This window comes from Leifsonia sp. Y878, from assembly GCF_057669685.1.
This window is the reverse complement of record NZ_JBYHFS010000003.1, coordinates 25,641-51,858: the sequence shown is the minus strand read 5'-3', so window position 1 is coordinate 51,858 and position 26,218 is coordinate 25,641. Positions and strand designations below refer to the sequence as shown.

27 protein-coding genes are annotated in these 26,218 nt (G+C 64.9%); 12 read left to right on the top strand and 15 right to left on the bottom strand.

All coding sequences use genetic code 11. The annotated features are described in order from the left end of the window. The 4 genes from AC25Y4_RS11325 to AC25Y4_RS11310 form a co-directional block, all read right to left on the bottom strand. Positions 1–627, bottom strand: coding sequence for a GyrI-like domain-containing protein (locus AC25Y4_RS11325; protein ID WP_488120526.1), 627 nt, complete (start codon positions 625–627; stop codon positions 1–3). A gap of 61 nt (positions 628–688) precedes the next feature. Next, positions 689–1,087, bottom strand: coding sequence for a VOC family protein (locus tag AC25Y4_RS11320; protein WP_488120525.1), 399 nt, complete (start codon positions 1,085–1,087; stop codon positions 689–691). Between the two features lie 38 nt (positions 1,088–1,125). Continuing rightward, positions 1,126–1,965 carry an ABC transporter permease gene (locus AC25Y4_RS11315; protein WP_488120524.1) on the bottom strand — a complete coding sequence of 280 codons (840 nt, stop codon included), beginning with the start codon at positions 1,963–1,965 and terminating at the stop codon, positions 1,126–1,128. Beyond that, complete coding sequence (locus AC25Y4_RS11310) at positions 1,962–2,957, bottom strand: ATP-binding cassette domain-containing protein (protein ID WP_488120523.1); 996 nt, start codon at positions 2,955–2,957, stop codon at positions 1,962–1,964. The genes AC25Y4_RS11315 and AC25Y4_RS11310 overlap by 4 nt, the downstream gene beginning before the upstream one ends. 183 nt (positions 2,958–3,140) lie before the next feature. Here AC25Y4_RS11310 and AC25Y4_RS11305 point away from each other — a divergent pair, with 183 nt between their 5' ends. Further along, complete coding sequence (locus AC25Y4_RS11305; protein WP_488120522.1) at positions 3,141–3,782, top strand: TetR/AcrR family transcriptional regulator; 642 nt, start codon at positions 3,141–3,143, stop codon at positions 3,780–3,782. 103 nt (positions 3,783–3,885) lie between these two features. Here the strand turns inward: AC25Y4_RS11305 and AC25Y4_RS11300 are convergent, their stop codons facing one another. Both AC25Y4_RS11300 and AC25Y4_RS11295 read right to left on the bottom strand, forming a co-directional pair. Continuing rightward, complete coding sequence (locus tag AC25Y4_RS11300; RefSeq protein WP_488120521.1) at positions 3,886–4,281, bottom strand: DUF3054 domain-containing protein; 396 nt, start codon at positions 4,279–4,281, stop codon at positions 3,886–3,888. 26 nt (positions 4,282–4,307) lie between these two features. After that, a complete protein-coding gene (locus tag AC25Y4_RS11295) occupies positions 4,308–4,607 on the bottom strand; it encodes a hypothetical protein (RefSeq protein WP_488120520.1) in 300 nt (99 codons plus the stop codon). 116 nt (positions 4,608–4,723) lie between these two features. Here AC25Y4_RS11295 and AC25Y4_RS11290 point away from each other — a divergent pair, with 116 nt between their 5' ends. From AC25Y4_RS11290 to AC25Y4_RS11280, 3 genes are read left to right on the top strand one after another with little or no spacing between them, the layout of a single operon-like run. Then, positions 4,724–5,065, top strand: a complete 342-nt coding sequence (locus AC25Y4_RS11290) for a DUF7882 family protein (protein ID WP_488120519.1) — start codon at positions 4,724–4,726, stop codon at positions 5,063–5,065. A gap of 47 nt (positions 5,066–5,112) precedes the next feature. Continuing rightward, a complete protein-coding gene (locus tag AC25Y4_RS11285) occupies positions 5,113–5,331 on the top strand; it encodes an SCO4848 family membrane protein (protein ID WP_488120518.1) in 219 nt (72 codons plus the stop codon). A gap of 3 nt (positions 5,332–5,334) precedes the next feature. Then, positions 5,335–6,153, top strand: coding sequence for a shikimate 5-dehydrogenase (locus AC25Y4_RS11280; RefSeq protein ID WP_488120517.1), 819 nt, complete (start codon positions 5,335–5,337; stop codon positions 6,151–6,153). 27 nt (positions 6,154–6,180) lie between these two features. Here AC25Y4_RS11280 and AC25Y4_RS11275 read toward each other — a convergent pair whose 3' ends face one another. Continuing rightward, a complete protein-coding gene (locus AC25Y4_RS11275) occupies positions 6,181–6,585 on the bottom strand; it encodes a hypothetical protein (protein WP_488120516.1) in 405 nt (134 codons plus the stop codon). 77 nt (positions 6,586–6,662) lie between these two features. Next, positions 6,663–7,358: a GAP family protein gene (locus AC25Y4_RS11270; protein WP_488120515.1), complete on the bottom strand. Its 696-nt coding sequence runs from the start codon at positions 7,356–7,358 to the stop codon at positions 6,663–6,665. Positions 7,359–7,620: 262 nt separating this feature from the next. On the opposite strand from AC25Y4_RS11270, the gene AC25Y4_RS11265 reads away from it, so the two are divergent. Beyond that, positions 7,621–8,601, top strand: coding sequence for an alpha/beta fold hydrolase (locus AC25Y4_RS11265; RefSeq protein WP_488120514.1), 981 nt, complete (start codon positions 7,621–7,623; stop codon positions 8,599–8,601). Between the two features lie 74 nt (positions 8,602–8,675). On the opposite strand, the gene cls is transcribed toward AC25Y4_RS11265, so the two are convergent. The 4 genes from cls to AC25Y4_RS11245 form a co-directional block, all read right to left on the bottom strand. After that, on the bottom strand, positions 8,676–10,151 hold the full coding sequence (gene cls, locus AC25Y4_RS11260; RefSeq protein ID WP_488120513.1) for a cardiolipin synthase: 1,476 nt from the start codon (positions 10,149–10,151) through the stop codon (positions 8,676–8,678). A gap of 143 nt (positions 10,152–10,294) precedes the next feature. Next, a complete protein-coding gene (locus tag AC25Y4_RS11255) occupies positions 10,295–11,104 on the bottom strand; it encodes an ABC transporter ATP-binding protein (protein ID WP_488120512.1) in 810 nt (269 codons plus the stop codon). An 11-nt stretch (positions 11,105–11,115) separates the two neighbouring features. Then, positions 11,116–11,916 (bottom strand): ABC transporter permease, encoded by an 801-nt coding sequence (locus AC25Y4_RS11250; protein WP_488120511.1) that lies wholly within the window; start codon positions 11,914–11,916, stop codon positions 11,116–11,118. A gap of 8 nt (positions 11,917–11,924) precedes the next feature. Continuing rightward, entirely contained in the window at positions 11,925–12,914 is a 990-nt protein-coding gene (locus tag AC25Y4_RS11245; RefSeq protein WP_488120510.1) for an ABC transporter substrate-binding protein, read from the bottom strand. Positions 12,915–13,386: 472 nt separating this feature from the next. Here AC25Y4_RS11245 and AC25Y4_RS11240 point away from each other — a divergent pair, with 472 nt between their 5' ends. The 7 genes from AC25Y4_RS11240 to AC25Y4_RS11210 all read left to right on the top strand — a co-directional run bounded on the left by AC25Y4_RS11240 (position 13,387) and on the right by AC25Y4_RS11210 (position 21,976). Then, entirely contained in the window at positions 13,387–15,042 is a 1,656-nt protein-coding gene (locus tag AC25Y4_RS11240) for a thiamine pyrophosphate-binding protein (protein WP_488120509.1), read from the top strand. Positions 15,043–15,335: 293 nt separating this feature from the next. Then, positions 15,336–16,817 carry a fumarylacetoacetate hydrolase family protein gene (locus tag AC25Y4_RS11235; RefSeq protein WP_488120508.1) on the top strand — a complete coding sequence of 494 codons (1,482 nt, stop codon included), beginning with the start codon at positions 15,336–15,338 and terminating at the stop codon, positions 16,815–16,817. Next, positions 16,817–17,515 carry a GntR family transcriptional regulator gene (locus AC25Y4_RS11230; protein WP_488120894.1) on the top strand — a complete coding sequence of 233 codons (699 nt, stop codon included), beginning with the start codon at positions 16,817–16,819 and terminating at the stop codon, positions 17,513–17,515. The genes AC25Y4_RS11235 and AC25Y4_RS11230 overlap by 1 nt, the downstream gene beginning before the upstream one ends. Positions 17,516–17,590: 75 nt before the next feature. Continuing rightward, a complete protein-coding gene (gene hpaE / locus AC25Y4_RS11225; protein WP_488120507.1) occupies positions 17,591–19,096 on the top strand; it encodes a 5-carboxymethyl-2-hydroxymuconate semialdehyde dehydrogenase in 1,506 nt (501 codons plus the stop codon). Between the two features lie 55 nt (positions 19,097–19,151). Beyond that, positions 19,152–20,237, top strand: coding sequence for a 3,4-dihydroxyphenylacetate 2,3-dioxygenase (gene hpaD / locus AC25Y4_RS11220; protein WP_488120506.1), 1,086 nt, complete (start codon positions 19,152–19,154; stop codon positions 20,235–20,237). Between the two features lie 144 nt (positions 20,238–20,381). Beyond that, complete coding sequence (hpaH, locus tag AC25Y4_RS11215; RefSeq protein ID WP_488120505.1) at positions 20,382–21,167, top strand: 2-oxo-hept-4-ene-1,7-dioate hydratase; 786 nt, start codon at positions 20,382–20,384, stop codon at positions 21,165–21,167. Further along, a complete protein-coding gene (locus AC25Y4_RS11210; RefSeq protein ID WP_488120504.1) occupies positions 21,152–21,976 on the top strand; it encodes an HpcH/HpaI aldolase family protein in 825 nt (274 codons plus the stop codon). Before hpaH ends, AC25Y4_RS11210 begins: the two co-directional genes overlap by 16 nt. Positions 21,977–22,001: 25 nt before the next feature. On the opposite strand, the gene AC25Y4_RS11205 is transcribed toward AC25Y4_RS11210, so the two are convergent. The 3 genes from AC25Y4_RS11205 to AC25Y4_RS11195 form a co-directional block, all read right to left on the bottom strand. Then, positions 22,002–23,042: a TIGR03557 family F420-dependent LLM class oxidoreductase gene (locus AC25Y4_RS11205; RefSeq protein ID WP_488120503.1), complete on the bottom strand. Its 1,041-nt coding sequence runs from the start codon at positions 23,040–23,042 to the stop codon at positions 22,002–22,004. Positions 23,043–23,048: 6 nt separating this feature from the next. Next, on the bottom strand, positions 23,049–24,170 hold the full coding sequence (locus AC25Y4_RS11200) for a DUF916 domain-containing protein (RefSeq protein ID WP_488120502.1): 1,122 nt from the start codon (positions 24,168–24,170) through the stop codon (positions 23,049–23,051). 106 nt (positions 24,171–24,276) lie between these two features. Then, positions 24,277–26,112 (bottom strand): purple acid phosphatase family protein, encoded by a 1,836-nt coding sequence (locus tag AC25Y4_RS11195; RefSeq protein ID WP_488120501.1) that lies wholly within the window; start codon positions 26,110–26,112, stop codon positions 24,277–24,279. Positions 26,113–26,218 lie beyond the last annotated feature (106 nt).

Genomic DNA, 26,218 nt, shown 5'->3' with positions numbered 1-26,218 from the left:
CTATCCGCGCACAGCGACCGGCTGCCGCACCACCGTTTTCAGCCTGGCAGGCTCCGTCTTGCGGGGGTCGCCGAGGTAGACCTCGTGGTGGTGTCCGGTCGGCTCCAGATTGTGTCCGGGCATGAACTCGTCATGCAGGCGCGCGAGCGTCGGTGCCTCCTCGTCGTAGGAGCCGATGTGCAGCACCTGGGCTGAAAGACCTTCGTCGAGATTCACGATCCGGAGTCGATCGAGGGCGGCCGACCCTTTTTTCTTGGAACGGACGGCCGCCTGCGCGTCGGTGATCATGGCATCCGTTACCCAGTCGGGTTGGGTGATCAGCATGGTCCAGCTCCAGAGCTCCTTGGCGCGGACGGTGAAGACCGACATGTCAGCGGCATACCAGAGGCCCTCGAGCGGGCCAACGACGAAATCGCGGTCGGGTGACTCACGCTTGCAGGCGAACTTGACGGTGTACGCGACGCCATAGAGCGCCTCGACGGCCTCGACATAGGCGGGCGCCGTGTTTGGATTGCCCTCACCATCGACGGCGATGAACCGCTGCGGAGGCACGGTGAGCAGCTCCCAGTCTCGGTTGGACGGGGCGTATAGCTGCTTGAGGTCGTGCTTCACGTCGTAGGGAGGCATGCGCTCACCTTAGGGAAGCGACACTGGTCTCCTCAAGACTTCAGGGTCTTCGGGCGCGGACCTACGAGCTGGAGGACGAGTCCTGCAACACCGCCAGGATGTTCCCAGACGGATCGGTGAACCAGGCGATTGACGGGCCGTTTCCCCTGGCGATGCCCGTGTCGTCTTGCTCGAACCCCTCGTAGCGCAGGAGTTCGACACCCCGAGCGGTGAGCTCGTCTGCCGACAGGTCAATGTCGTTGGTCTCCAGGTTGAGGATCGTGTATGTCGCCGGGATGTGGTCTGGCTTGGGGTAGACGAGCACCTCTGTGCCGCCCGGCAGCTGCACCGAGATGAGCCCCATCATCCGATCGCTGACCTGCAGCCCAAGGACATCGCCGTAGAACGCCTTCGCCGCGTCGATGTCTCTAACGGCGAACGCACTGTAACCGTGCACAAACCCGAGATCGCTGGTGGCCATGATGTGCTCCTTCTGTTCACGTGTTTTAAGCGGATGCCTCATCGTGAGCTGATCGCGGCAAACTTCCGGATGCACAGCGGCACGAACACGACAAGCATGATGACGATGCCAACCACGACCGTGATGATCGGGTTTTGGAGGGGCCAGACATCCGGAACGGGAGCCGTGCCCAGGTTGCCGAACAACTGCCTGGCCGCCTGCACGAGCGCGGACACCGGGTTCCATTCCGCGATGGTCTGCAGCACGGCCGGCATGGTGTCGAGCGGCACGAAGGCGTTCGACACGAAAGTGATCGGGAACAAGATGATGAATGAGGCGTTGTTGATCACCTCTGGGTTGGCCACGCTCATGCCGAGCAATGCCATCACCCAGCTGAATGCGTAGCCGAACATCAGGAGCAGTGCGGTCCCGGCAAGAAACTCCGGGAACGACGAGTTGACACGCCAGCCGACGAGCAGGCCGGTCAGCATCATGATGGCCATCGAAATGGTGTTAAGCACCAGGTCGCTATTCGTGCGTCCGATCAGCACCGCAGACGAACTCATCGGCAGACTGCGGAAGCGGTCGATGATGCCCGATTGCAAGTCTTGTGCCATGGCCGCCCCCGAGAAGGTCGAGCCGAACACGACGGTCTGCGCGAAAATGCCGGCCAGGAGAAACTGGGTGTAGTCGGAGCCCTGAACCTGGATCGCGCCCCCGTACACCTGGCTGAAGAGCAGCACGAACATGATCGGCTGGATCACGGCGAACACGAGCATGTCGGGTGAGCGCTTGAGCTTGTAGAGGTTGCGCTTGGTGACGGTCCAGCCATCCGAGTACCAGAGCGCGAAGGGGTTGAAGGATGGCGCACGGTCGATGGGAGCGGTGAGAGTGCTCATCGGGTCTTCTCCAGTTCCTTTTCCTCGTCCTGCTCTGTTGCCTTGTCTGCCTTGTGCCCGGTGAGCTTGAGGAAGACATCATCGAGCGTCGGCCGGCGCATACCTGCGTCATGCAGTGGGATTCCCGCGTCTCCCAGGTCGGCCAACGCCGACTGCAGAGCACGCGGCCCGTTGGTCACCGCAACCTCTATGCCACGCCCGTCACTGGAGAGCGTTGGTTCACCGTCCCCGTACCTGGCGAGTACGCCAAGCGCTGCCCCGCTGTCAGCGGCGTCGACGAGGGCAACGACGAGGCGGTGCCCACCGATCTGCGCCTTGAGGTGGTCAGAGGTCCCCTCAGCGATGATGCGGCCGTCGTCGATCACGGCGATATCGTCGGCCAGCTGGTCGGCCTCTTCGAGGTACTGCGTGGTGAGCAGCACCGTCGTTCCGTTGTTGACCAGGTCGGTGATGACGTCCCACAGCGCGAGCCGACTGCGCGGGTCGAGCCCTGTCGTCGGCTCGTCGAGAAAGAGCACTTTGGGATTGATGACGAGCGCGCCGGCGAGGTCGATGCGGCGCCTCATACCGCCGGAAAACCCCTTGACCGGCCGGTTCCCAGCGGCGGTCAGTTCGAACATGTCGATGAGTTCCTGCGCCCGACGTCTCGCGGTCGCCGCCCTCAGGTGATAGAGCCGGCCCACCATCTCCAGGTTTTCAAAGCCGGTGAGATTCTCGTCGACGGCCGCGTACTGCCCGGAGACCCCGATGATGCGCCGCACCTCTTTCGGATGCTCGACCACATCGAGGCCGTCGATCGATGCCCGCCCTGCGTCGGGCTTGATCAGTGTGGTCAGCATCTTGACCACGGTGGTCTTGCCCGCTCCGTTCGGGCCCAGCATCGCCTTCACCGTGCCCTCTGGCACGCTGAGGTCAAGGCCGGCCAACGCATGCACAGGGCCACTCTTTGACTTGTAGGTCTTGGTCAGTCCTGTCGCTTCAACAATGCTCATGCGAATGTCCTTCGCTATGTCTGCTGCCTGATATCTATTGTCTGAAATTGACGCCACTGTGGCCGCGCCGCAGCAACAACTGTGCGGGAGTTGGGGAGCCACTGCGCGAGAGTCCGTTGAGAGTTACACTCATGTGGACGTTGTACACATTATGAGGTTTTATCGTACGAGGCGGGCAGGCATTTGACAACGGTTCGGCAGATTTCAGGTCGCGAGACGTATCGGCATGGCGATCTTCGCCAGGCCTTGATCGCCGCCGGTCTCGAACTGGCACGCGAAGGCGGTCCATCGGCCGTCGTCCTGCGCGAAACCACCCGCCGCGCAGGCGTCTCCCCCAACGCCGCCTACCGACACTTCGCCGACCACAGGGCGCTGCTCGACGCTGTCTGTTCGGCCTGCCAGGCCCAGGTGGCCATCGCCATCGAAGATGAGCAGGCGCGGCAACCGGATGCCGCTGATCCCCTCTCACAGGCTCGCTTGCGCTTGCGAGGGGTCGGCGTCGGCTACCTCAACTTCGCCCGCGCGGAGCCGGGGCTCTTCCAGACAGCGTTCTCCGCATCGTCCGACCTGGAGAGCGCAACGAGCGCGGACAGGGCCGGCCACAGCGGGCGCACACCCTTCCAGCTGCTCACCGACGCCATCGACGGCCTCGCTGCCGAAGGCGGTCTGCCCGCCGAACGACGGCAGGGCGCAGAGTTCCTGGCCTGGTCGTCAGTGCACGGCCTGGCCACGCTGCTGATCGATGGTCCGCTGCGTGTGCTGCCTGAACCGGTGGTCGACCACCTGGTCACCCGCCTGATCGACATGGTGGAACAGGGACTCTAGCCCGGTCAGTACGCGGACTGAGAGTGCGCTGACTACAGGGTGCACTGGACTGCAGGGTGTGCGGACTGCAGGGTGTGCTGACTGCGGGGTGCGCTGACGGCGACTACACCGCGGTACGGGCTGTGGCTGCCTTGGTCGCGATGGCGGCGATTCCACGCCAGCCAATCAGGAAGATTCCGAGAACGATCGCGGTGACGATCACAAAGCTGGGCTGAACACCCTGACCGCTGACCGCTCGCAGCACGATCCCCACCACGACAGTGGCCAGCCAGATGCCGATGCCGGTCCACACCACACGGCGTGGCGCGCTCCACGCCCGCATAACCAGCCAGCCGATCGCCGCACCGACGATGAACGGCCACGCTGTCGTGAACGCACCAGCGATACTGAACGTCTCGTCGTGGCTGCCCCGCCCGATCACGACGAACACCAAGATCAGCACAATGTCACACACTGCAGGAAGGACCGATTTTCTGCCGGAGACATGCGTTTTGCTCATTACTCAAGCGTACGTGCTCGCTGGAGTCAGATACGTGCCGGGAGGCCCCGCACTTCGCGGGATGGACGGAATCCCGCTACGAAAGCCAGATACCGAAGACCATCCACATCGCAGATCTCGGCGAATACCGTGAAGACTGCCGGATTGCGTTCATGCACCCAACGCAGGACTTCATCGGCGTCCTTCGCGCCCGTGATCCGCCACTCCTCTGTTGCGTCGTTCGTGCCCGCCGGCTCCCGTGGTTCCCTGTCATACAGGTTCACCTGGTACGCCGGTTCGAAGCCCGTCACCGACAGGTCCTCCCGCGCGAACTGGACCGCTTTCATCCCCCCAAAGTAGTTCGGCAGCCACCGCATGCAAATCCCTTTCTCCGCCCCCGTTTGCGGGGTACTATGCTGGCGCCAATGGACTCCTTGCGGCAGTTTTGGGGAACGGTGGAACCATGGGTACTTTGTTTTATGGAGCAGCTCGCACCGCGATCGACCTTGATGATCGAGTGCTGGCTCATATCCAGATCGTCGTGATCTCGAAACTCAGGCGACGAGAGTCATTCGCGCTGACCTGGAGCGACGGCGCCAATGTCGGTTATGGCCGGAGCACGGTATGGATCAGCCCGAGTACAGACCTCCACTTTCGATTCTCTGGCAGCCGACCACCCGCGATTGACCGGGAGTGGTTGGAAACCATGGTCACGTCTGCGAACTCCGCAACCGGGCTGCACATTGAGGAAGCCACGCTCGCCGAAGCGCCGCATCCGTCGTCGCGCGGGCCGCAATTCGAATAGGCCGTGCATCCAGCCGCGGTCAGTGCTGACCGTAGGCTTGATGCACAATGACTATCGCCATCGCCCTCATCCTGTTCTTGAATGCCGTGTTCAATGTGGTGGCGTGGCCCCGCTTCTATACTCGCGTCGCCAATGACCCCCGCGCCCGCGACGACGCAGGCCGCCCCACGACGTTCCTGACCGTGCACCGCGTGCTCGTGGCCATCGCACTGGTACTTGCGACGGCATCCGCCATCGCCGGTGTCAGCATCCTGGTGTGGAATTGAGTTATGAAGCCTCAACTCAGTAAAGACACCACACTTTGCATTTCGCTGGCAGCCCGCCCCAGCAATCTGGGTACGCGCTTCCATAACTACCTATACGACGAGCTGGGCCTCGACTTCATCTACAAGGCGTTCACGACCACCGACATCGCCGCGGCGATCGGCGGAGTTCGCGCATTGGGCATTCGCGGCTGCTCGGTGTCGATGCCGTTCAAGGAAGACGTGATCGCCCTCGTCGACGACATCGACGCCTCGGCGACGGCCATCCAGTCGGTAAACACCATCGTGAATGACAATGGCGTGTTGCGTGCTTCGAACACCGACTACATCGCGGCCGCATCCCTCATCCGCGACCACGACATCGATCCGTCAACCCCGTTCCTGCTTCGCGGCAGCGGCGGCATGGCCAAGGCCGTGGCTGCAGCACTTCGCGACTCCGGATTCGAACACGGCACACTCATCGCCCGGAACGAGGAGCGAGGAAGGGCGCTGGCACAGGAACTCGGCTACCGCTGGATTGCTGACCCCGGCCATGAGTCTGCGCCCCTCATCATCAATGTGACGCCGATCGGAATGGCCGGCGGTGCAGAGGCCGATGACCTGTCGTATCCGCTTGAGACGATCCAGGCCGCGACAACCGTCTTCGACGTCGTCGCACTCCCCGTTGAGACTCCCCTGATCCTGGCGGCTCGCGCGGCGGGCAAGCCGGTGATCACGGGCGCCGAGGTCATCGCCCTGCAGGCCGCGGAGCAATTCGAGCGCTATACCGGCGTGCGCCCGAGCGCCGAGCAGATCCACGCCGCGTCTGAGTATTCCAGGCGCTAGGCACCGCTGCCGTCCTGCGCCCCGGCTCTAATCGCCAGTGGGAACGAAGATCAGCGCGATCGACACAATCAGGGCGACAGTACCGATGCCCAGGAACAGCCAGGTGAGCAGGCGCATCAACTTCTCGCCGTGGCCGATCCGCTCGAAGCGATAACGGTGCGGGTTGCGGGCGCTGTAGTACACCGGGATGCCATCGACCGACTGGAACTCGCGGCGGTCACCCTCGTGTATTGCGTGCTCGTGCAGGCCCTCTGACGACATCCATCGCAGCCGTGGTTCGCCAGCGGAGTCGATGACGACGGCATCCGTTTCGATCCACCGCCCTGCGGCCGCCTGCATGATGACCAGGCTGATCAAGCACAGGCCGCCAACTACCAGCCCGATCCACGACAGGATTTCCGCGAGGTTTTCGAGGATATCCAGGGTGTTCACGAACCAATGTTATCGGGCAGAGACGGCGCCGGACCGCAGAGAGCAGTTTGTACGCACCGGTCTTACGCTGTGGCCGTCTAGAAACTGCTGATTCCGTTGCCGATCACCACGAATCCAAACACCAGCAACAGCACTCCCATCAGCACGGATTCGTTCCGCACCAGCCAGTCGCGGATCGTCTCGAGTGGCGTCGTCATCCGCTCGTGGAAAATCGCGTAACCAAGCACAGGCAGCACCACCGTGATCGATGCGACAGCTGTGTAGAAAGCGATTGCGCCGATCGCTTGCCCCTGCGTCAGGTCGCCGGTGCCGATCGAGACGGCGGCAGCGGCGGTCAGCAGCAGGTTCTTCGGGTTGGCACCGGCCAGCAGGAGACCGGTCACCAGACTCCGGCCCGGCGTCGTCTTGTCGATGGACGACATCCATGAGGGGAGCGCCACCTCCGCCCCAGGTGCCGGCCGTTTCTGCCACTTCCGGAGCGCGAGAAACAGCAACCCAGCGCCGAGCACGATGCGGACCACGCCGGCCGCCGGGTTGGGCGCATCAGGGTTCGACTGCTCGATGTACGTCGAGACGACCGTCAGCACGGTGATGACGACGGTCACTGCGATGATCCAGCCGAGCAGGAAGACCACGCTGTTGATCCTGGCTCGCGGCGCCAGCAGCATCAGCACGGTCACAATGATGGGGAACGGGCTGAGCGATACCGCCAGGGCAAGCGGCAGCAGGCTGCCCAGCACTTCGTACACGTCGCTCCCTTTGGTGGTGGACACAGCTCGGTGGTGGTCACAGCTCCCGACGGCACATGATGCTGGCGACTCCGAATTCGCCCCATGCTATCGGAGCCAGAGGTATCGAGACGTGTCGGCGGGCGTCCCAACCGACGACCGCGCCCGGTGTGGCTGGTTGCGCCCGCTACAGCGGGCGCGGTTCGCCATAGCGGACGCGGCGAATCCCCCGATTCCAAGGGATTGACTTCGCACTCTGCCGGTGACACCGTCAGGAGCGGATGCCTCCGACGATAGGAGAGAGCGGATGCCAGCACGTTGGAGCGGGGCGACGGGAGCGCAGTATCGGGCCCGGATGACGCCGAAGCATCCTGCGTCGTCGCTGGCTGAGCGCTGGACCACCATCGACGGCATCGACGTGTTCTATCGGGAGTCGCCCGATCGGTCGGCTGCTCCGGCTGCTATTCCTGCGGGTCCGGCTGCGACTGACAGGCCTGAGGCTCTGGCCCCAGATGCCCCTGCCATGCTGCACCTGCACGGGTTCGGACTCTCCGGGCGCTACCTCCTGCCCACGGCCGAACGCCTCGCCGACGAGTTTCACACCTTCGTGCCAGACCTCCCGGGGTTCGGCCGAAGCGGCAAGCCGCGCGACCCGCTCGATGTCCCCGACCTCGCACATGCGGCCGCCCGCTTTCTCGACGATCGCCAGGTGGAGTCGGCGACGCTGGTCGGCAACTCGATGGGGTGCCCGGTCATCTGCGAGTTCGCCTACCGCCATCCAGACCGCATCGATCGCGCCGTGCTCGTCTCGCCGGCCGGAGGGCTGCACAACCAGCCGCTGCGTCGCGCCGTCGGACAGCTGGCCCGCGACGGCAGGCGTGAACCACCCCAAATGATCACCGTGGCCACCCCCGACTACCTGCGGTTCGGCGTGCCCAGCACCGTCAGGATGTTCCGCGCACTCACCCAATACCCGTCGCTCGAGCGGCTGCTGGCCCTCAACATTCCGACGCTCGTGGTCATCGGCAACCGGGATCCGTTGATGCCGGGTCCGACGCGCATTCGCGAGATTGCCGGCCAGACCGACAACCATGTGCTCGTGGTCCTGATCGAGGGAGCCGCGCATGCGATCAACTTCAGCCATCCGGGCGAGCTTGCCCACGTCATCCGCTTATTCATGGCCGACCAGCCCATCATCGACGACCCGCACTCGCCAGGGCATTCGCGCGCCTTCGAGATTCATCGGGGAACGCTGCATCCGCCGGCGCGCGACGACTCCGACGTGTGACGACTCAGACCAGTGACAACTCAGCCCAGTGACAACTCAGCCCAGTAGCGAGCGGAGGGGCGGCCCGCTCTCGACTACTGCAGCGCCGACGTGAGGCGGGCGACGCCGTCAAGGAACGTCGCAGAGGCGGGTTCTTTCTCCCACTCCTCGAGCGTGAGCTGCCGCCCGGCATCGCGATAGCCCTGCTCCACGGCTCGCATCTGCTGCACGAACGACGCGCTCCGCACCAGCAAGGTCACCTCTGAGTTGAGGGCGAATGAGCGGATGTCCATATTGCTCGATCCGATCACGGCAACGTCGTCGTCGATCGACAGGTGCTTCGAGTGCAGAATGAACGGCGCCGGGTACAGCCAGATCTGCACTCCCGCCCTGAGCAATGGCCCGTAGTACGACCGCTGCGCATGCCAGACGGAGCCCTGATCGCCGATCTCAGAGACGAACAACTGCACATCCAGGCCTCGGTGACAGGCGGAGGTGATCGCGTACATCATCGCCTCATCTGGCACGAAGTAGGGACTCGTGATAATCACCTTGCGCTGGGCGGAGGTGACCAGGGTGAGGAACTGGCGCAGGTTGTTCTCCCCGTCGTAGCCGGGCCCGCTCGGCACCACCTGGCAGTCGAGCGCATCCGGCGACGGATCGGCCGGCACCTCAACAGCTGGCACGTTCGCGTCAGGGCCGAGCAGCAGCTCGTCGGTCTCCGAATACCAGTCGGAGAGGAACACGCCGTTCATCGCCGTCACGGTCGGCCCGGTAACCCTGGCCACCAGTTCCTGCCACTGCAGGCCGCGCGCCAGATTCTTCTTCGTGTTGTAGCTGCGGTCGGTGAGGTTCTGCGAGCCCATGTAGCCCACCCGACCGTCCACGACGACGATCTTGCGATGGTTGCGGAGATCTGGCCTCGAGTACTCCCCCTTGAACGGGCGCACCGGCAGCATGTAGTGCCAGGCCACCCCGATGCGGTCGAGCTCTGCGAAAGTCTCCTTGCTGCCGACCGCACGACGAGATGCCACATAGTCGGCTAGCAGCCGCACGGGTACGCCACGCTGCACCGCCCGTTCGAGCGCCGCGAAGAACCCCTTCGTCGTGGCGTCGAACGAGACGATGAAGTACTCCACGTGCACGAATCGCTCTGCTGTGTCGATCTCGGCGGTCATCGCATCGATCGACGCCTGGTAGTCACCGATGAGCGTCGCGGTATTGCCGCCGACCGCGGGCAATGACCCCAGGTCCTGGTTCTGGCGCACCAAGGAGGCGAACCAGACCGGCCAGCTCGAGCGGTCGCCGACCAGGTCGAGACCGGCGGCGCGTTGCTGGATGATCTGGTTCAGCTCGTCCTGTTTCTCCTTCCGCCTCTTCGGCAGTTTCGGACTCCCGATGATCAGGAACAGGATGATGCCGACAAACGGGATGAGGAAGATGGCGAGGAGCCACGCCATCGCCGCGGTTGGCTTACGATCCCGCGGCACGATGATGAGCGCGGCGATGCGAATGGCGAAGTCAATGAGGATGACAATGCCGCCGATGATCGCGGTGAGTTCCCCATTCATCGGCGACCTCCGTCCAGCGTCGGCCATACCGGCACGGCAGTGGGAACGCTATCGGCTGGCTGGCGCCGACACATCACCCAGAGTGGATGAGCGCGGCAGCCAGACCGGTCGAAGGGCTAGGCGGGTCAGGCGGGCAGGGCGGGTCAGGCGGGCAGCGACGTGTGCGCCGCCGCCGGCGCCAGGTGTTCGGCCGCCCGGGATTCTGCCTTGATCTGTTCGAGCACGGCGTATTCCAGCTCTCCGAATTCCGGGGAGCGGATGAGGTCTTCCGTGCGTGGCCGTGGCAGGTTGATGGGGATGTCGGCCTTGATGCTGCCCGGCCGGTTCGTCATCACGAGCACGCGGTCGGAGAGGAATACCGCCTCTGCGATGTCGTGCGTGATGAACAGCACCGTGAGGTCGGACTGCTCCCAGATCTTCACGAGCAGTTCCTGCATGAGCCCGCGGGTGAGGGCGTCGAGGGCGCCGAACGGCTCATCCATCAGCAGGATCGACGGCCGATAGGACAACGACCTGGCAATGGCGACCCGCTGCCGCATGCCGCCAGAGAGCTCCGACGGATACTTGTCGGCGAAGTCGGCCAGTCCGACCGCCGCCAGCATTTCGCGGGCGCGATCTGTGCGATCGGCGGCGCGAGTGGTGCCCGTCTCTTTCAGCACGAACTCGATGTTCTGTTGCGCCGTGAGCCACGGGAACAGGCTGTAGTTCTGAAAGACCATGCCGCGGTCGAGTCCTGGCTTCGTGATCGGCTGGCCATCGACGGATGCCGTGCCGTCCGTTGGACTCAGCAGCCCGCCAACCACAGACAGCAGAGTGCTCTTGCCGCAGCCAGAGGTGCCGACAATGGAGACGAACTGGTTCTTCTCAATGGTCAGCGAGGCATCTTTGACGGCCCAGACGGCTGTGTCGCCGCTGCCGAACCGCATGCCGATGTTGTCGAGTTGGATGGACATCCGCTTCTCGCTTACTTTGCGTGGGTGTACATAAGGCGGCCGGCCAGGCGCATGAGCTGGTCGGTGATGAGCCCGAGCAGACCGAGCACCAGGATGTAGCCGATGATGAGGTCGGTGTCGAGGAAGCGCTGCCCGAGGGTGATGCGGTAGCCAATGCCGGAGGTCGCAGCCAGCAGTTCGCCGAGGACCAACCAGGTCCAGCACCAGCCGAGCGCGAGCCGGAACGAATCCCAAATCGTCGGGGCGGCGGCTGGAAACACGATCCGCCAGAGAATGCGTGACTCCGACATGCCGAAGGTGCGCCCGCTCTCTACGAACTCCTTCGGGGCGCGATGCACGTTGTCCATGATCATCAGCAGCAGGGCGAAGAAGGTGCCGATGAAGATCAGCACGAGCTTCTGCAACTCGCCGACGCCCACCCAGACGATCGTCAGCGGGGTAAATGCCACCACCGGCATATATCGAATGAACTCGGTGATCGGCACGAGCAGCGCCTCAAAGAAGCGGATGCGTCCCATCAGAAGTCCAAGCGGCAACGCGAGGGCCGCCGACACGAGGAACGCACCCATGATGCGCAACACAGAGATGCCGATGTCGGCCATGAGCTGGCCGTTGGCCACTTGCTCGCCGAGTCGCACGGCGACGGCACCTGGGCTCGGCAGGAAGATCGACTTGACCATGCCAGAGGCCGAGATCGCCCACCAGACCAGCCCGACACCCACGAACATCGCGACCGCGACTGCCGTGTAGGTGCGTGCGGAGATCGTGCCGTCGAGCCGGAACAGGTTCCCAGGGGTGCGTTGCGCTGCCATGGCGTGACCTACTTGAGCGCTGACTGGGCGAAGCTCGTGTTGATTGCCTTCGCGAGATCGGGCTCCGACGTGATCTGGCCGGTCGCTTTGAGAGCGTCGAGGATCATCGGGGCTGTCACGTTCGGGAAGTCATTCGAGAACTGTTCGACGTTGTCGGCGGCCGTGTAGTAGGTGACACCGTCGAAGGCGGACTTGAGGTCTTCGATCGGCGTGCCGAGGGCATCCGCTACGATCTGCCGACCCTTGTCGGGGTTGGCGGCGAGGTAGGCGACGCCGCGGTCCCATGCTTTGATCACCGCGGTGACGACGTCGGGGTTCGCCTTCACGTAGGAGGAGTTCACGGCGAGGACGTCGCCGATGATCCCGGGGTTCTCGCCGGCGGTGTAGATGCTGGTGAGGCTCGGGTCTGCGGCAAGCGCAGCCGAGATGTGCGGTTCGTACATGACGGCGGCGTCGGCCTGCCCGGACACCAGCGCGGCGGCGGACTGCTCAACGGGGATCTCGACCTGCGTGACGTCGTCGAGAGTAAGGCCGTTCTGCTTCAGCGCGGTGTCAAACATGATCTCGTTGAATTCGCCGGTCTGGTAGGCGACGCGCTTGCCCTTGAGGTCGGCCGGAGACGAGATGCCAGCCGCGGCGACAATGGCGTCGGCGCCGGTGGAGACGTCCTGCAGCAGCACCACAGGCATGTCGAGCTTGTCGAAGTTCTTCAGCCAGTCGCTCGTGGCGAAGTTGGCGCCGTCAACGTCTCCGCTGAGCGCGGCGGCACGGAAAGCGCTGGGGTCTTCGATCTCGACCAGGTCGAGGGAAACGCCTTCCTCGGTGTCGAAGCCCTGGTCCATGGCGACGTACCAGGGGCCGTAGCCGATCCAGGCGTTCGTCGCGATCGTGAAGGTGGGCGTTCCGGCGGCGTCAGTGTCGGCTGCGGCGCACCCGGTGAGCGTCGTGGCCAGGGCTGCGCCAAGCGCGACAGCGGCCAGAGCAATTCGTCTTCTCATCGATCGATTCCTTCTATCAAATGGGGTCAGGTCAAAATCAGTGGTTCAGGCCACGCTGGCGCAGGCTCAGCGCGCCGTGCGGCATGCTGTGCGGCACACTGTCGCGGCACTGGGTCGCGACACAGTGCGCGGTGAATATCCCTGCATGTGCGAGGCCTCCGAGGTGACGGTGGCATCTGCGCCGATGCGGCGGGAAAACTGGTGCGGGACAGGCATCACCCGGTCGGGGTGCAGACTGACAAATCCCGCTCGTCAAGGATACCGGCGGCCTCGCACCAGCCATGACCGCTTCGGGGCTGCCGACCAGTGCCGCACTCTCAGGAACCCACCGATACCCCGCCGATACCCCTAGACTCATCACGTCTGACGGCCATCGGCCGTCGCGTCCGGAAAAGGGGCGCTGAGCGGTGGTAATCGCATCGCGAGACATATACGGACATCACTCCCGCATATGACTCGTTGAGGATTCACCATGACCACTGTGTCAACCCGCGTTGCCGACGCCATTTCCGCCCACGTAACCGACGTCTTCGGCGTCATGGGCAACGGAAACGCCCACTTCATCAACGCGCTGTTCACCACACACTCCGAGCTCGTTCGGTACACCGCCGTGCGCCACGAGACGGCCGCCGTCGCTGCTGCCGACGCCTACTATCGGGCGGCGGGGCGCATCGCAGTGGCCACTGCGACCTATGGCGCCGGCTTCACCAACATGGTGACCGCGCTTGCCGAGTCGGTTCGCGCCGGCATCCCGGTCGTCATTGTGGTGGGCGAAGCACCCACTGGAGGTCCCCGCCACTGGGACATCGACCAGGTCGGCCTCGCCACCTCGGTTGGCGCCACGACGTTCACCGTCGGCGCCGACAACGCCGGGCGCACGACCATCGCGGCGCTGGAGTACGCGCTGAACAATCGCACCGCCGTTGTACTGGCCATTCCCTACGACCTGGCCACCGTCACGGCCGGTGACGAATCACTGCCGAGCGCCCTCTCGCTCACGGCTCCCCATGCCCCGAGCAGCGTCGAAACGGATGCCGCAGCCGCGGTGCTCGCACAGGCCAGGCGCCCGTTCATCCTGGCCGGGCGTGGCGCATGGGTCTCCGGCGCAGCCGACGCCCTCGGCGACCTCGCGGCGGCGCTCGGCGCGGTGACCGCGTCCAGCGCACTCGGCCGCGGCATCTTCCCGAACCAGGGCTTCGACCTCGGCGTCGCCGGCGGATTCGGCCAGGACGAGGCCATGGACCTCGTCCGCACCGCAGATGTCGTGCTCGTCGTCGGTGCCGGCATGAACCAGTTCACGATGAGCTTCGGCGCGCTGCTGGCACCCGACGCGATCGTCATCCGCATTGACGATGTGGCCGAGGTGCGGCATCCGCTGGTCGGCTCGTTGATCGTCGGCGACGCGCGCCTCACCGTCGAGGCGATCGTGGCCGCGCTCGCCTCCATCGATGCCCCTGCATCCGGCTGGCGCGAATCGGTTACCGGCTTCACCTCCGGGTCTTTTCAGCTGCGCCACGCTGGCGAGGAGAGCCTGCCAGACGGATTGCTCGACCCACGCCGCGTCGCCACACGCCTGGCCGAACTGCTCCCCGACGACCGCGTTGTCGTCTCCGACGGCGGGCACTTCATCGGCTGGGCAAACACCTATTGGCCGGTCGCAGCCCCGAACCGGATGATGATGGTCGGCGCCGCCTACCAGACCATCGGCCTCGGCTTTCCGAGCGCTGTTGGCGCGACGACGGCACTGCCAGACTCCCTGCTCGTCGTCACGACAGGCGACGGCGGCGGCCTGATGGCACTGGCTGATCTCGACTCCGTCATCCGCTCTACCCGACGTGGCGTCATCGTGGTGTGGAACGACGCTGCCTACGGCGCGGAGATCCATCTGTACGGGCGCATGGGCCTCGACACCCGCCCAATGATGATCGAGCAGGCCGACTTCGCGGCACTCTCCCGTGCTCTCGGCGGCCACGGTGACATCATCAACACCCTGGACGACCTCGACGCGTTCGAGCAGTGGCTGGAATCAGGCGCAGACGGCGTCTATCTGCTCGACTGCCGCATCTCCGGCACGGTGATGGCGCCGCACCAGCGTGAGATCTATGCGCACGCGACGGGAACGAACTAGCTCCCTCGTGTTGGTCGAGGAACGAGCGCCAGCGAGGACTACGACCTCCGTTGATTGAGGAACGTACGCCAGCGAGCAGCGATCTCGAGACGGCCTGGCGGCCTCCTCGATCAACGAACTTCGAGCTGCGCGGGTTGAACGCAGCTATGCGCATGTTGCAACTACCGCGCAACTGCGTTCGATGCGCGCGACGCATCCCGCCGGCCTCCTCGATCAACGAGGACAACGTCCGTCCTCTTGCACTGAACGTCGGATCGTATATCATTTGCGATACAACGACCGACGAGGATGTCATGAGCGCAGAGACCTTCAACACACCGCGGACCTTCATCACTCCGCGCAAGATCATTGCGGTCCACCTGAACTATCGCTCCCGCGCCGAACAGCGTGGACGCATCCCCGCCCAGCCGTCGTACTTCCTCAAGCCGAGCTCCTCGATGGCGGCCAGCGGCGACAGTCTCGAACAGCCGGCCGGCACCGAACTTCTCGCCTACGAAGGCGAGATCGCACTCATCATCGGCGAGCGCACCCGCCGCGTCTCCCCCGCCGACGGCTGGTCGAAGGTCTCCGGGGTGACAGCCGCCAACGACTTAGGCCTATACGACCTGCGTGCCGCCGACAAGGGCTCGAATGTGCGCTCAAAAGGTGGCGACGGTTTCACCCCAATCGGTCCTGACGTCATTCCGGCAGGTGACATTGACCCCGACGCCCTCCGCGTGCGCACCTGGGTCAACGGCGCCCTGGTGCAGGAAGACACCACAGACACCCTCCTCTTTCCCTTCGGCCAGCTCATCGCCGACCTCTCCCAGCTGATGACGCTGGAACCCGGCGACATGATCCTCACCGGCACACCCGCAGGGTCATCCGTCGCCCGCCCAGGAGATGTTGTCGAGGTCGAAGTGGATGCCCCCACAGCAGTGGGCGCCCCGACCACCGGCCGCCTCGTCACCACCATCACCGCCGGCACCGAGCCGTTCGGCGACTTCGGCGCCAAGCCGAGCGTCGACGACCTGCAGCGCACCGAAGCCTGGGGCAGCGCGGCAGCCGCCGGACTCGTAGAGCCGCAACCGTCCGCCGCATTCGAACTCACCCCAGAGCTCTGCGAGCGCATCCTCAGCGTCGGTGTCGCCACCCTCAGCGTGCAGCTGCGCCGCCGCGGCTACATCGATGTCTCGATCGACGGCGTCGCAGCCAACAAGACGGGCGTGAAGATGGTGGGACGCGCCCGCACCCTCCGCTTCATCCCCTTCCGCCCCGACCTGTTCGAGTCGCACGGTGGCGGGTTCAACGCCCAGAAGCGTGCGTTCGACACCGTCAACGCCGGGGAGGTGCTCGTCATCGAGGCCCGTGGCGAGCGCGGAACCGGCACCGTCGGTGACGTGCTCGCGCTGCGCGCCCAGGTACGCGGAGCGGCGGGAATCGTGACGGATGGCGGCGTGCGCGACTTCGACATCGTGGCGTCCCTCGACATCCCGACCTTCTCCCAGGGCCCGCACCCCTCAGTGCTCGGCCGTCGTCATGTGCCGTGGGAGAGCGACGTCACCATCGGCTGCGGCGGGGCGGCCATCCAGCCTGGCGACGTGATCGTGGGCGATGGCGACGGTGTCATCGTCATCCCCCCAGCCCTCGTAGAGGAGGTCGTCGACGCCGCGATCATTCAGGAGCGCGAGGAGACCTTCATTGCGGAGATGGTTGCTGCCGGTGAAGCCGTCGACGGCCTGTTCCCGCTGAACGCCACCTGGAAGAAGCGCTACCTCGAATGGACGGGCGAATGATGGTTACCCTCAGCAAAGCCCAGCTCGCCCACCAGTGGATCAGCGAGCGCATCAACGACGGGCGCTTCGTCCCAGGCTTCCGCCTGGTGCTCGGCCAGATCGCCAAAGAACTCGGCGTCAGCGTCGTTCCGGTGCGCGAAGCCATTCGCCTGCTGGAGGCCGAGGGCCTCGTCACCTTCGAGCGCAACGTCGGCGCCCAGGTCGCGATGATCAAAGAGACCGAATACCTGCACACCATGCAGACGCTGAGCATTGTCGAGGGGGCTGCGACCGCGCTGTCTGCGCCGACCCTCAGCATCGATCATTTCGCACGGGCGCGGGCGATCAATGAGCAGATGATCGCCTGCCTCGACGACTTCAATCCGCGCCGGTTCACCGAGCTCAACCTCGAGTTCCATTCCGTGCTCTTCGAAGAATGCCCGAATCCGCACATTCTCGATCTCGTGCACCGCGGCTGGAACCGGATGACGGTGCTGCGCGATTCCAGCTTCAGTTTCGTTCCCGGCCGCTCACGGGCGTCTGTGCAGGAGCACGAAGCCCTGCTGCAGCTGATCGAGGGCGGGGCAGATTCGCTCGAGATCGAGCTGGCAGCCCGCGCGCATCGCACGGCCACGCTCGACGCGATGCTGGAGTACCAGGCCACGCACCGGCATCCGTCACCTGCCCACATGGCACAGAACAGCCAGGCGACGTACTAGCCGCGCCCCGATTGTCCTCGCCCACAACAGGGCGCAGGTCGCAGGCTCTGCCTTACCAATGGAGGAAAGACACAGATGACCCACCACATTCCGGCCGGACTCCCTCGCTCGATTCAGCATTTCATCGGCGGCCAGTTCGTCGACAGCGTGAACGGTGAAACCTTCGAGGTGCTTGACCCTGTGTCGAACCAGACCTACGTGACGGCCGCGGCCGGCCAGCAGGCTGACATCGATCTGGCCGTGGCCGCGGCGAAGGACGCGTTCGACAACGGCCCGTGGCCGCGCATGAAGCCGCGGGAGCGCTCGCGCATCCTGAACAGGATTGCGGATGCGATCGAAGCGCAGGATGCCCGCCTCGCCGAACTCGAATGCTTCGACACCGGCTTGCCGATCACCCAGGCGCTCGGCCAGGCGCAGCGCGCTGCGGAGAACTTCCGCTTCTTCGCCGACCTCATCGTTGCCCAGGCCGACGACACCTACAAAGTGCCTGGGAGCCAGGTGAACTACGTCAACCGCAAGCCGGTCGGGGTGGCCGGGCTGATCACACCGTGGAACACCCCGTTCATGCTCGAGAGCTGGAAGCTCGCACCCGCCCTCGCCTCCGGCTGCACCGTCGTGCTGAAGCCAGCCGAGTTCACGCCGCTCTCTGCCAGCCTCTGGGCCGAGATCTTCCGTTCGGCCGGCCTGCCAGACGGCGTCTTCAACCTCGTCAACGGCCTCGGCGAAGAGGCCGGCGACGCGCTCGTCAAGCACCCGGATGTGCCGCTGATCTCGTTCACCGGTGAGACCACCACCGGCCAGACCATCTACCGCAACTGTGCCGCGAACCTCAAGGGCATGTCGATGGAGCTCGGCGGCAAGTCTCCGGCCGTCGTCTTCGCCGACGCCGACATCGAGGCCGCCATTGACTCCACCCTGTTCGGTGTCTTCTCGCTGAACGGCGAGCGCTGCACCGCCGGCAGCCGGATCCTCGTCGAACGCTCCATCTACGACGACTTCTGCGCCCGCTACGCCGCTCGCGCCCAGAAAATCGTCGTCGGTGACCCGCACGACCCTGCGACAGAGGTCGGCGCGCTCGTGCACCCTGAGCACTACGCCAAGGTCATGAGCTATGTCGAGATCGGCAAGGGAGAAGGCCGGCTGCTCGCTGGTGGCGGACGCCCCGCGAACCTGCCCGCCGGTTCTGAGCATGGCAACTACGTGGCGCCGACGGTGTTCGCCGATGTCGCTCCCAGCGCCCGCATCTTCCAGGAAGAGATCTTCGGACCCGTCGTATCGATCACTTCGTTCGACAGCGACGACGAGGCGCTTGAGCTCGCCAACGGCGTGAAGTACGGCCTCGCCGCCTACATCTGGACGAACAACCTGCAGCGCGCCCACACCTTCGCCCAGTCGGTCGAAGCTGGCATGGTCTGGTTGAACTCACACAATGTGCGCGACCTCCGCACCCCATTCGGCGGAGTTAAGGCCTCCGGCCTCGGCCACGAGGGCGGCTACCGCTCGATCGACTTCTACACCGACCAGCAGGCCGTGCACATCACGCTCGGCAGTGTGCACACCGCGCGTTTCGGCATCCGCTAAATCCCTTTCAGCAGCACCTCACTCATCACGCAGCACTCTCAACGAGGAGACCTCAGTGGTAAACCCCAACCCCAACCCGATCGCCACCCCCAGCTCGGCGCCGCCCGACATCCTGCGCTGCGCGTACATGGAGATCGTCGTCACCGACCTCGCGAAGTCGCGGGAGTTCTACGTCGACATTCTCGGCCTGGTTGTGACATACGAAACGGATGCCGAGATCTACCTGCGCTCGTTCGAGGAGTTCATCCACCACAACCTCGTGCTGCGCCAGGGTCCGGTGGCCGCCGTCGCCGCGTTCTCCTACCGGGTGCGGAGCCCGGAAGACCTCGACCTGGCTGTCGCCTTCTACACCGAGCTCGGTTGCAGGGTCGAACGTCGTACCGCTGGTTTCGTCAGGGGAATCGGCGACTCGGTGCGCGTTGAGGATCCGCTCGGCTTCCCGTACGAGTTCTTCTATGACGTCGAGCACGTCGAGCGGCTGGCCTGGCGCTACGACCTCTATGGCCCTGGCGCGCTCGTGCGGCTCGACCACTTCAACCAGGTGACACCCGACGTCCCGCGGGCCAGGGCGTACATGGAAGACCTCGGCTTCCGGGTGACCGAAGACATCCAGGATGCCGACGGCGTGACGTACGCGGCCTGGATGCGTCGCAAGTCCACCGTGCACGACACCGCCATGACCGGCGGCGACGGGCCACGGATGCACCACGTTGCGTTCTCGACGCACGAGAAGCACAACATCCTCTACATCTGCGACAAGCTCGGTGCGCTGCGCAAGTCCGACCTGATCGAGCGCGGTCCTGGGCGCCACGGCGTCTCGAACGCGTTCTACCTGTACCTGCTCGACCCAGATGGCCACCGCGTCGAGATCTACACCCAGGACTACTACACCGGTGACCCTGACAACCCCGTCGTCACCTGGGATGTGCACGACAACCAGCGCCGCGACTGGTGGGGCAATGCCGTCGTGCCGAGCTGGTACACGGAGGCGTCGCTCGTACTCGACCTCGATCGCAATCCGCAGCCGGTCGTGGCGCGAACCGACGCCAGCGAGATGGCGGTGACGGTCGGCGCCGATGGCTTCTCGTATACCCGCGAAGGTGACGTGGAGAAGGGCTTCAAGCTCGGCAACACTCTCTAGGCCCTCCACACCCTCCAGGGGCGAGCGACTGCGTCAGGACGCAGCCATGCCCTAGGGTGCACGAAAGCCCGAAACCATCCAGAAGTCAGGCCGGCGCTGCCGCGACCACGCGCAGCTCCGGCCGAGAGCGAAAGTGATTCGCGCATGCTTGAACAGTCAGTCATCCATTCGATTGCCGACGAGCTTTTCCGGGCCGACGAGACCCGAACGACCATTCCGCTCCTCACGGCCCGCTACCCCGACATGACCGTCGACGACGCCTACGCCGTGCAGAGCGTGTGGAAAGAGCGCGGCATCGCGGCCGGGCGCACCCTCGTCGGCCGCAAGATCGGGCTGACGTCCAAGGTCATGCAGGTCGCCACCGGGATCACGGAGCCCGACTACGGCGTGATCTTCGGCGACATGGTCTACGAGAATGGCGCGAGCATCCGCCATGACGATTTTTCGAATGTGCGCATCGAGGTCGAACTCGCCTTCGTGCTCGGCAAGCCGCTGTCCGGCCCGAACTGCACCCTGTTCGACGTGCTGGATGCCACGGACTACGTCGTTCCGGCCCTTGAGATCCTCAGCTCCCGGATTGAGATGCCCGGCCGCACGATCGTCGACACCATCTCAGACAACGCCGCCATGGGCGGGATGATCCTCGGCGGCACCCCCGTGAAGGTGGGCGACGTTGACCTGCGCTGGGTGTCAGCGCTGCTTTACCGCAACCAGACCATCGAGGAGTCGGGCGTGGCCGCAGCCGTGCTCAACCACCCGGCGGCCGGGGTCTACTGGCTGGCCAACAAGCTCGCCCAGCACGACACCGGCCTGGCCGCGGGAGAAATCATTCTGGCGGGGTCGTTCACCCGCCCGATGTGGGTGGAGAAGGGCGATGTCGTGCACGCAGACTACGGACAGCTAGGAGCAATCACATGCCGATTCGAGTGACACCCGACGCCTCGTTCCGCGAGGTGCTCGCGGACGCAACCCGACCGCAGATCGGCATGTGGGTGTGCTCCGGCAGCGCCCTCGTCGCCGAGATCTGCGCCGGGAGCGGCCTCGACTGGCTGCTCATCGATACCGAGCACAGCCCCAACAGCCTCGAATCGACACTCAGCCAGCTGCAGGCTGTGCACGGGTACCCGATCGTCCCCCTCGTGCGCGCGCCGATCGGCGACCGGGTCATCGTGAAGCAACTGCTCGACCTCGGCGCGCAGAACCTGCTCATTCCCATGGTCGACACCATCGAGCAGGCCCGCGACATGGTCGCCGCCGTGCGCTACCCACCCCACGGCGTGCGCGGCGTGGGCAGCGCCCTGGCCAGGGCCTCACGCTGGAACCGCATCGACAACTACCTCGACCAGGCTGACACGACGATCTCGCTCATCGTGCAGATCGAGACGACGGATGCCGTCGCCAACCTCGTGGAAATCGCCAGCGTCGACGGCGTCGACGCCCTGTTCATCGGCCCATCCGACCTCGCCGCATCTATGGGTCTGCTCGGGCAGCAGGATCACCCAGACGTTGTGGCATCCGTTGAGCACTGCATCCGCACCGTCTCAGCCCTCGGCAAACCGGTCGGCGTGAATGCCTTCGCACCGGAGACGGCCGAGCGCTACATTGCTGCCGGCGCCGACTTCGTGCTGGTCGGGGCCGACGTTGCCATCCTCGCCCGCGCCTCGGAGAACCTGGCCGCGGCCTACATCGGCGACGGCGCACACGACCCGGCACCGGTGGGTGACAGGCCTAGCTACTGACCGGCGTTTGCGGCCAGCCTGAGCGCTACGTGCGGCTGCGGAGGCGCGGGCCGAGCTCCGACTCGAAGAAGTCAAAGAAGCCATCCATGTCAGGGCCGACGTTCATAATCGCCACATGGTCGAACCCCGCATCGACAAATGCCGAGATTGCCTCGACGTGGGCGTCGATGTCTGGACCGTGCGAGAACTTCTCTGCGACATCCTCGCGCCGAACCAGGGCGGCGGCCGCGTCGAAATTCACGGGGTTGGGGAGCTCGCTCATCACCTTCCAGCCCGACAATCCCCACCGGCTGGTGCGCCAGGCGGCCTCAATCGCCGCCTCATCCGTTTCCGCCCATGCCAGCCCGACCTCGCCGTAGCGATCACCCGTCCCGCCGAGCCTGGCGTACTCAGCGGTGAGATCGGCCGATGGCTCCACCGCAAAGATGCCGTCGCCCAGCTCTGCTGCGATGGCCGCTGATTTTGATCCGCTTCCGGCCACCACGATGGGCGGCGCAGTGTCTGGCAGGTCGAAAACACGGGCATCCTCCAACTGCAGGAATCGCCCGTCGTACGACCGGTATCCGCCCTGCCACAGCAGGCGAATGATCTCGAGGGCTTCGCGCAGCATGAGATGCCGTTTACCGACGGCGGGGAATCCGTTGCCGACGATGTGTTCGTTAAGGCGCTCGCCCGCACCGACGCCGAGGGTGAAGCGTCCTTCAGAGAGGAGCGCAATCGTGGCGGCGGCCTGGGCGATGATCGCCGGGTGGTAACGCACTGTGGGGCAGGTGACACCCGTCGCCAAGCCGATCGCCTCTGTTCGTTCGGCGATGGACCCGAGAACAGACCAGACGAATGGCGAGTGTCCCTGCTCTTCGAGCCACGGGTGGTAGTGATCGCTGATCTCGACGAAATCGAATCCGGCCGCCTCGGCGCGGATCGCCTGCCGCACCAGTTCACGGGGCCCGAACGCCTCAGCAATGAGTTTGAAACCGTATTTCATGTCAGCTCCTCGGTGTCTCGGTGGCGTCGTTATGGACCAGTTAACGCCGGAGTTCCGAAATGCCAAGCGCCCTGCTCTCACCACGCACTACTGCGCCGGCGCATCCTCTTTCACCTCTGGCTTCAGGTCGTCTGTCTCGTGCTTGCGTAGCGCCTGGTCGACGGCTTCCTGCACGCGGATGTCCTCCCGCAGAGCGCGCTGGCGACGCCGACGCCGCGCACCGAGGATGGACACAAGAATCGCAGCAGCGACGAGAAGGATGAACGCGAGCAGCGACCACGGAACAGCCCAGGTTCCCGCCGAGGTCGCGACAGCGTCAATCCCGGGGGTCGTCCCTGCCACGACAGCTAGCTCTGGCGACAGGACGCTCGTCGCCGTGAGCCAGAACGCGGGGAACACCCCTGACACCGACACGGAGACGTCCCAGGACTCGCCGGGCAGCAGCTCAGGAACCGCGTCAACGCCTGTTGCGTCGGTGGCCAGCAGTCCGAACGGGCCGGCGAGCGACACAGCCTGGCCGGCAGCGACGCGAACATTGCCGGTGTTGTGCACGGTGTACGTGACGGTGGCGTCGCCCGTGCCGAGCGGGTTCAGCGTTCCCTGGTAGTCGACGCGCATGTCTTCGATGGCAAGGCCGGGAGCGAGATCGCCGGTGACACGAACGTGCATCCGGATGCCCAATCGTCGGTCGACGGTGATGCCCTGTTCCTGCGCGGCTTGCGGGAGCGAGGTGAGGATGCCTCCGGCGTAGTCGCCTGGTGTGGCATCCGCTGGGATGGTGACAGTGAACGGCACCTCGACGGTCTCCCCCGCCGGCACCTGCAGGTGGCCGTTGGCCAACGTTGTCCAGGCGCCGACCGCAACCGCCGGGGTGTCTGTGGTCTGGAGGTCCAGTTGCCCGCTGGTGGTGGTGAAGCCGTCTGCTGCATACACGTCAAGGTCGAGGGGCGCAGCGTTGTGGTTGCTGATGACCAGGGCATCGCTGAGCTCTGCGCCGGGGTCAATCGTGTAGGTGAAGTTGTCTCTGCCCGTGCCGTTCTCGTTCGAGGAGGTTCGCACACCCCAGGTGACGGCGCCGTCACCCTCGGCCGCGACGGCCGGGCTCACCGTGGCGAATCCAATCGCGAGAACCAACGCCAGGAGCACGGCATGAGTCAGGCTGGCGATAGCGCGGGCGCTGCGTGCGGTGCGTGCTGGTCTGGCGTTCATCTGGCTGTCCTTTGTTGCATGAGAGCTATTGCATGAGAGCTGTTGCATGAGAGTGCGGGTCGGGGTGGGCACGCTTGGCACCCACCCCGATGGTTGGTCGAGCTGGTTAGCTCAGCGCGGTGAGCGTGAGCGTTGCCTTGTACGTGCCGTTGGTGACATCGACGGGGATCTTCAGGTCGAGGGCGGCGCCGAGCTTCGCCGCGCCAAGGGCGTGCCCGCTAGCAGCGTGACCGAGGGTCGAGGAGACCGACAGGCCGTCTCCGCTGACGAAGCCGGACTGCACGGCTGCACCGGCAACTGCGTCGCCACCGGCCTGGATGACGGCAGGAGTCCAGCCCAGGTACTTGCCGGAGAACGACGTCGCGCCCGATGCGAAGTCACTGACCTGCGCGGAGACAGACCATTCGGGTCGTGACGCGCGCGTGTCCGTCACTCGTACCGGGTTGATCGTGCCGATCGCGGCGTAGTGGTCGCCGGACTCGATGGCCGTGCCAAGGTTGACGAGGTTGTTGGTGCCGTCGACGTTCCAGACGAATTCGCCCGGTGCCGCCTTGGGAACCGTGACCTGCAGCTCCTGGCTGTTCGTGTCGGCAACGGCGGCGCGGGTCAGGGTGACCTGGTCGACGATGCTGTTCACCGGCTTGTCTGCGCCGTTGGCCTGGCTGCGCAGGGTCTTGATGGTGATCCCTGAATCGCTGATGTCGATGGCCGAGTAGTTGCGCACCTTCTCCTGGTTCTGCACGGAGAGCCACTCGAAGCCCTTGTTCTGCAGGTCGTAGTACTTCGAGCCTGAGGCCGAGTTGGCCGTCACGTACAGCACGCCACCGGGGCCGGCAACGACGGAATCTGCACCGGCAGCCTCATCGACGTTCGCCTTTGCCCCGTTGTGCATGAGGTAGCTGCGTGCGTAGCTGTGGTCGTGGCCCTGGAGAACCAGGTCAATACCGAGATTGGAGATTGCCGTCGGCAGCACGCTGCGGCGATCGGCGACGTCGGAGTCGGTGGCGTGCGGGCCCGATGAGTAGATCGAGTGGTGGAAGGCGAGCACCTTCCACTTGGCGTCGGCGCCGTGTTCGGCGACGATCTGGTTCATCCAGGTGATGTGCGACGCATCGCGGCTGTTCGAGTTGATGTCCATGAAGAGGACGTCGTTGTAAATGAACCAGTAGTCGCCTCCCGATCCGGTGCCGGACGACGCAGCGCCCGACGCGCGGTCGGTGTTCGGCGTGTTGAAGTGCTGCTCGTATGCCTTCGATCCGACGTCGTGGTTACCGTTGGTTGCCACGAACGGAATCTGGCGCAGCTTGTCTGACTGCAGGAATGCCTCGTACTGGGCCTCATTGGCGGCGGATTCCACCTGGTCGCCGGCCGAGAACAACATCTCGGCATCCGGGTATGCAGCGGAGGCGACGTTCAGAGTGTCTACCCAGCCTGCTGTGTCGTTGGCGAGGTTGCCGGAGGATCCGATCTGCGGGTCGCCGAAGAACAGGAAGTTGAAGTCTCCGTCGAAGTCCTGCGTGCGGAAGGAGTAGGTGGCCGACCAGTTGCCCTCTGTGCCGACGCGGTACACGTACGCCGTGTTCTCCTTCAGCCCGGTGACCGTGGCGAAGCGGTTGAATTCACCGCTCGTGGTGGCGGCGCCTGTTCCTGCGAAGCTGGTAGCGGATGCCGGGAAAACGCCATCGACGACCTGTGCGGCGAGCGCGACCTGAGCGACCTGGCTCGTGTCGGTCGAGGAGTACCAGGCGAGGTTGCGCTGGGTCTCGTTCGAGCCGACACCCAGCACGATGTCGGACTGGGTGGAGGGGGCCGCGTACGCGGGCGATGCCAGCAGTGCGCCGCCCCCTACTGCTACGGAGAGGCAGACGATTGCGGCTGCGAGGCGCGTGGCTCCGCGGCGGTGTGCGGGCCTGAAGGCCTGCATTGTGTCGTTATTCGACATGTGTGATTCCAATGCCTTTCGGATGTTGGACAAGGGTGGATACGCGAGTGCGCGCCCTCACTGTGCTCGGCTCGTGTGAATCCTGTGTGAATGGAAAGGGGTGGCC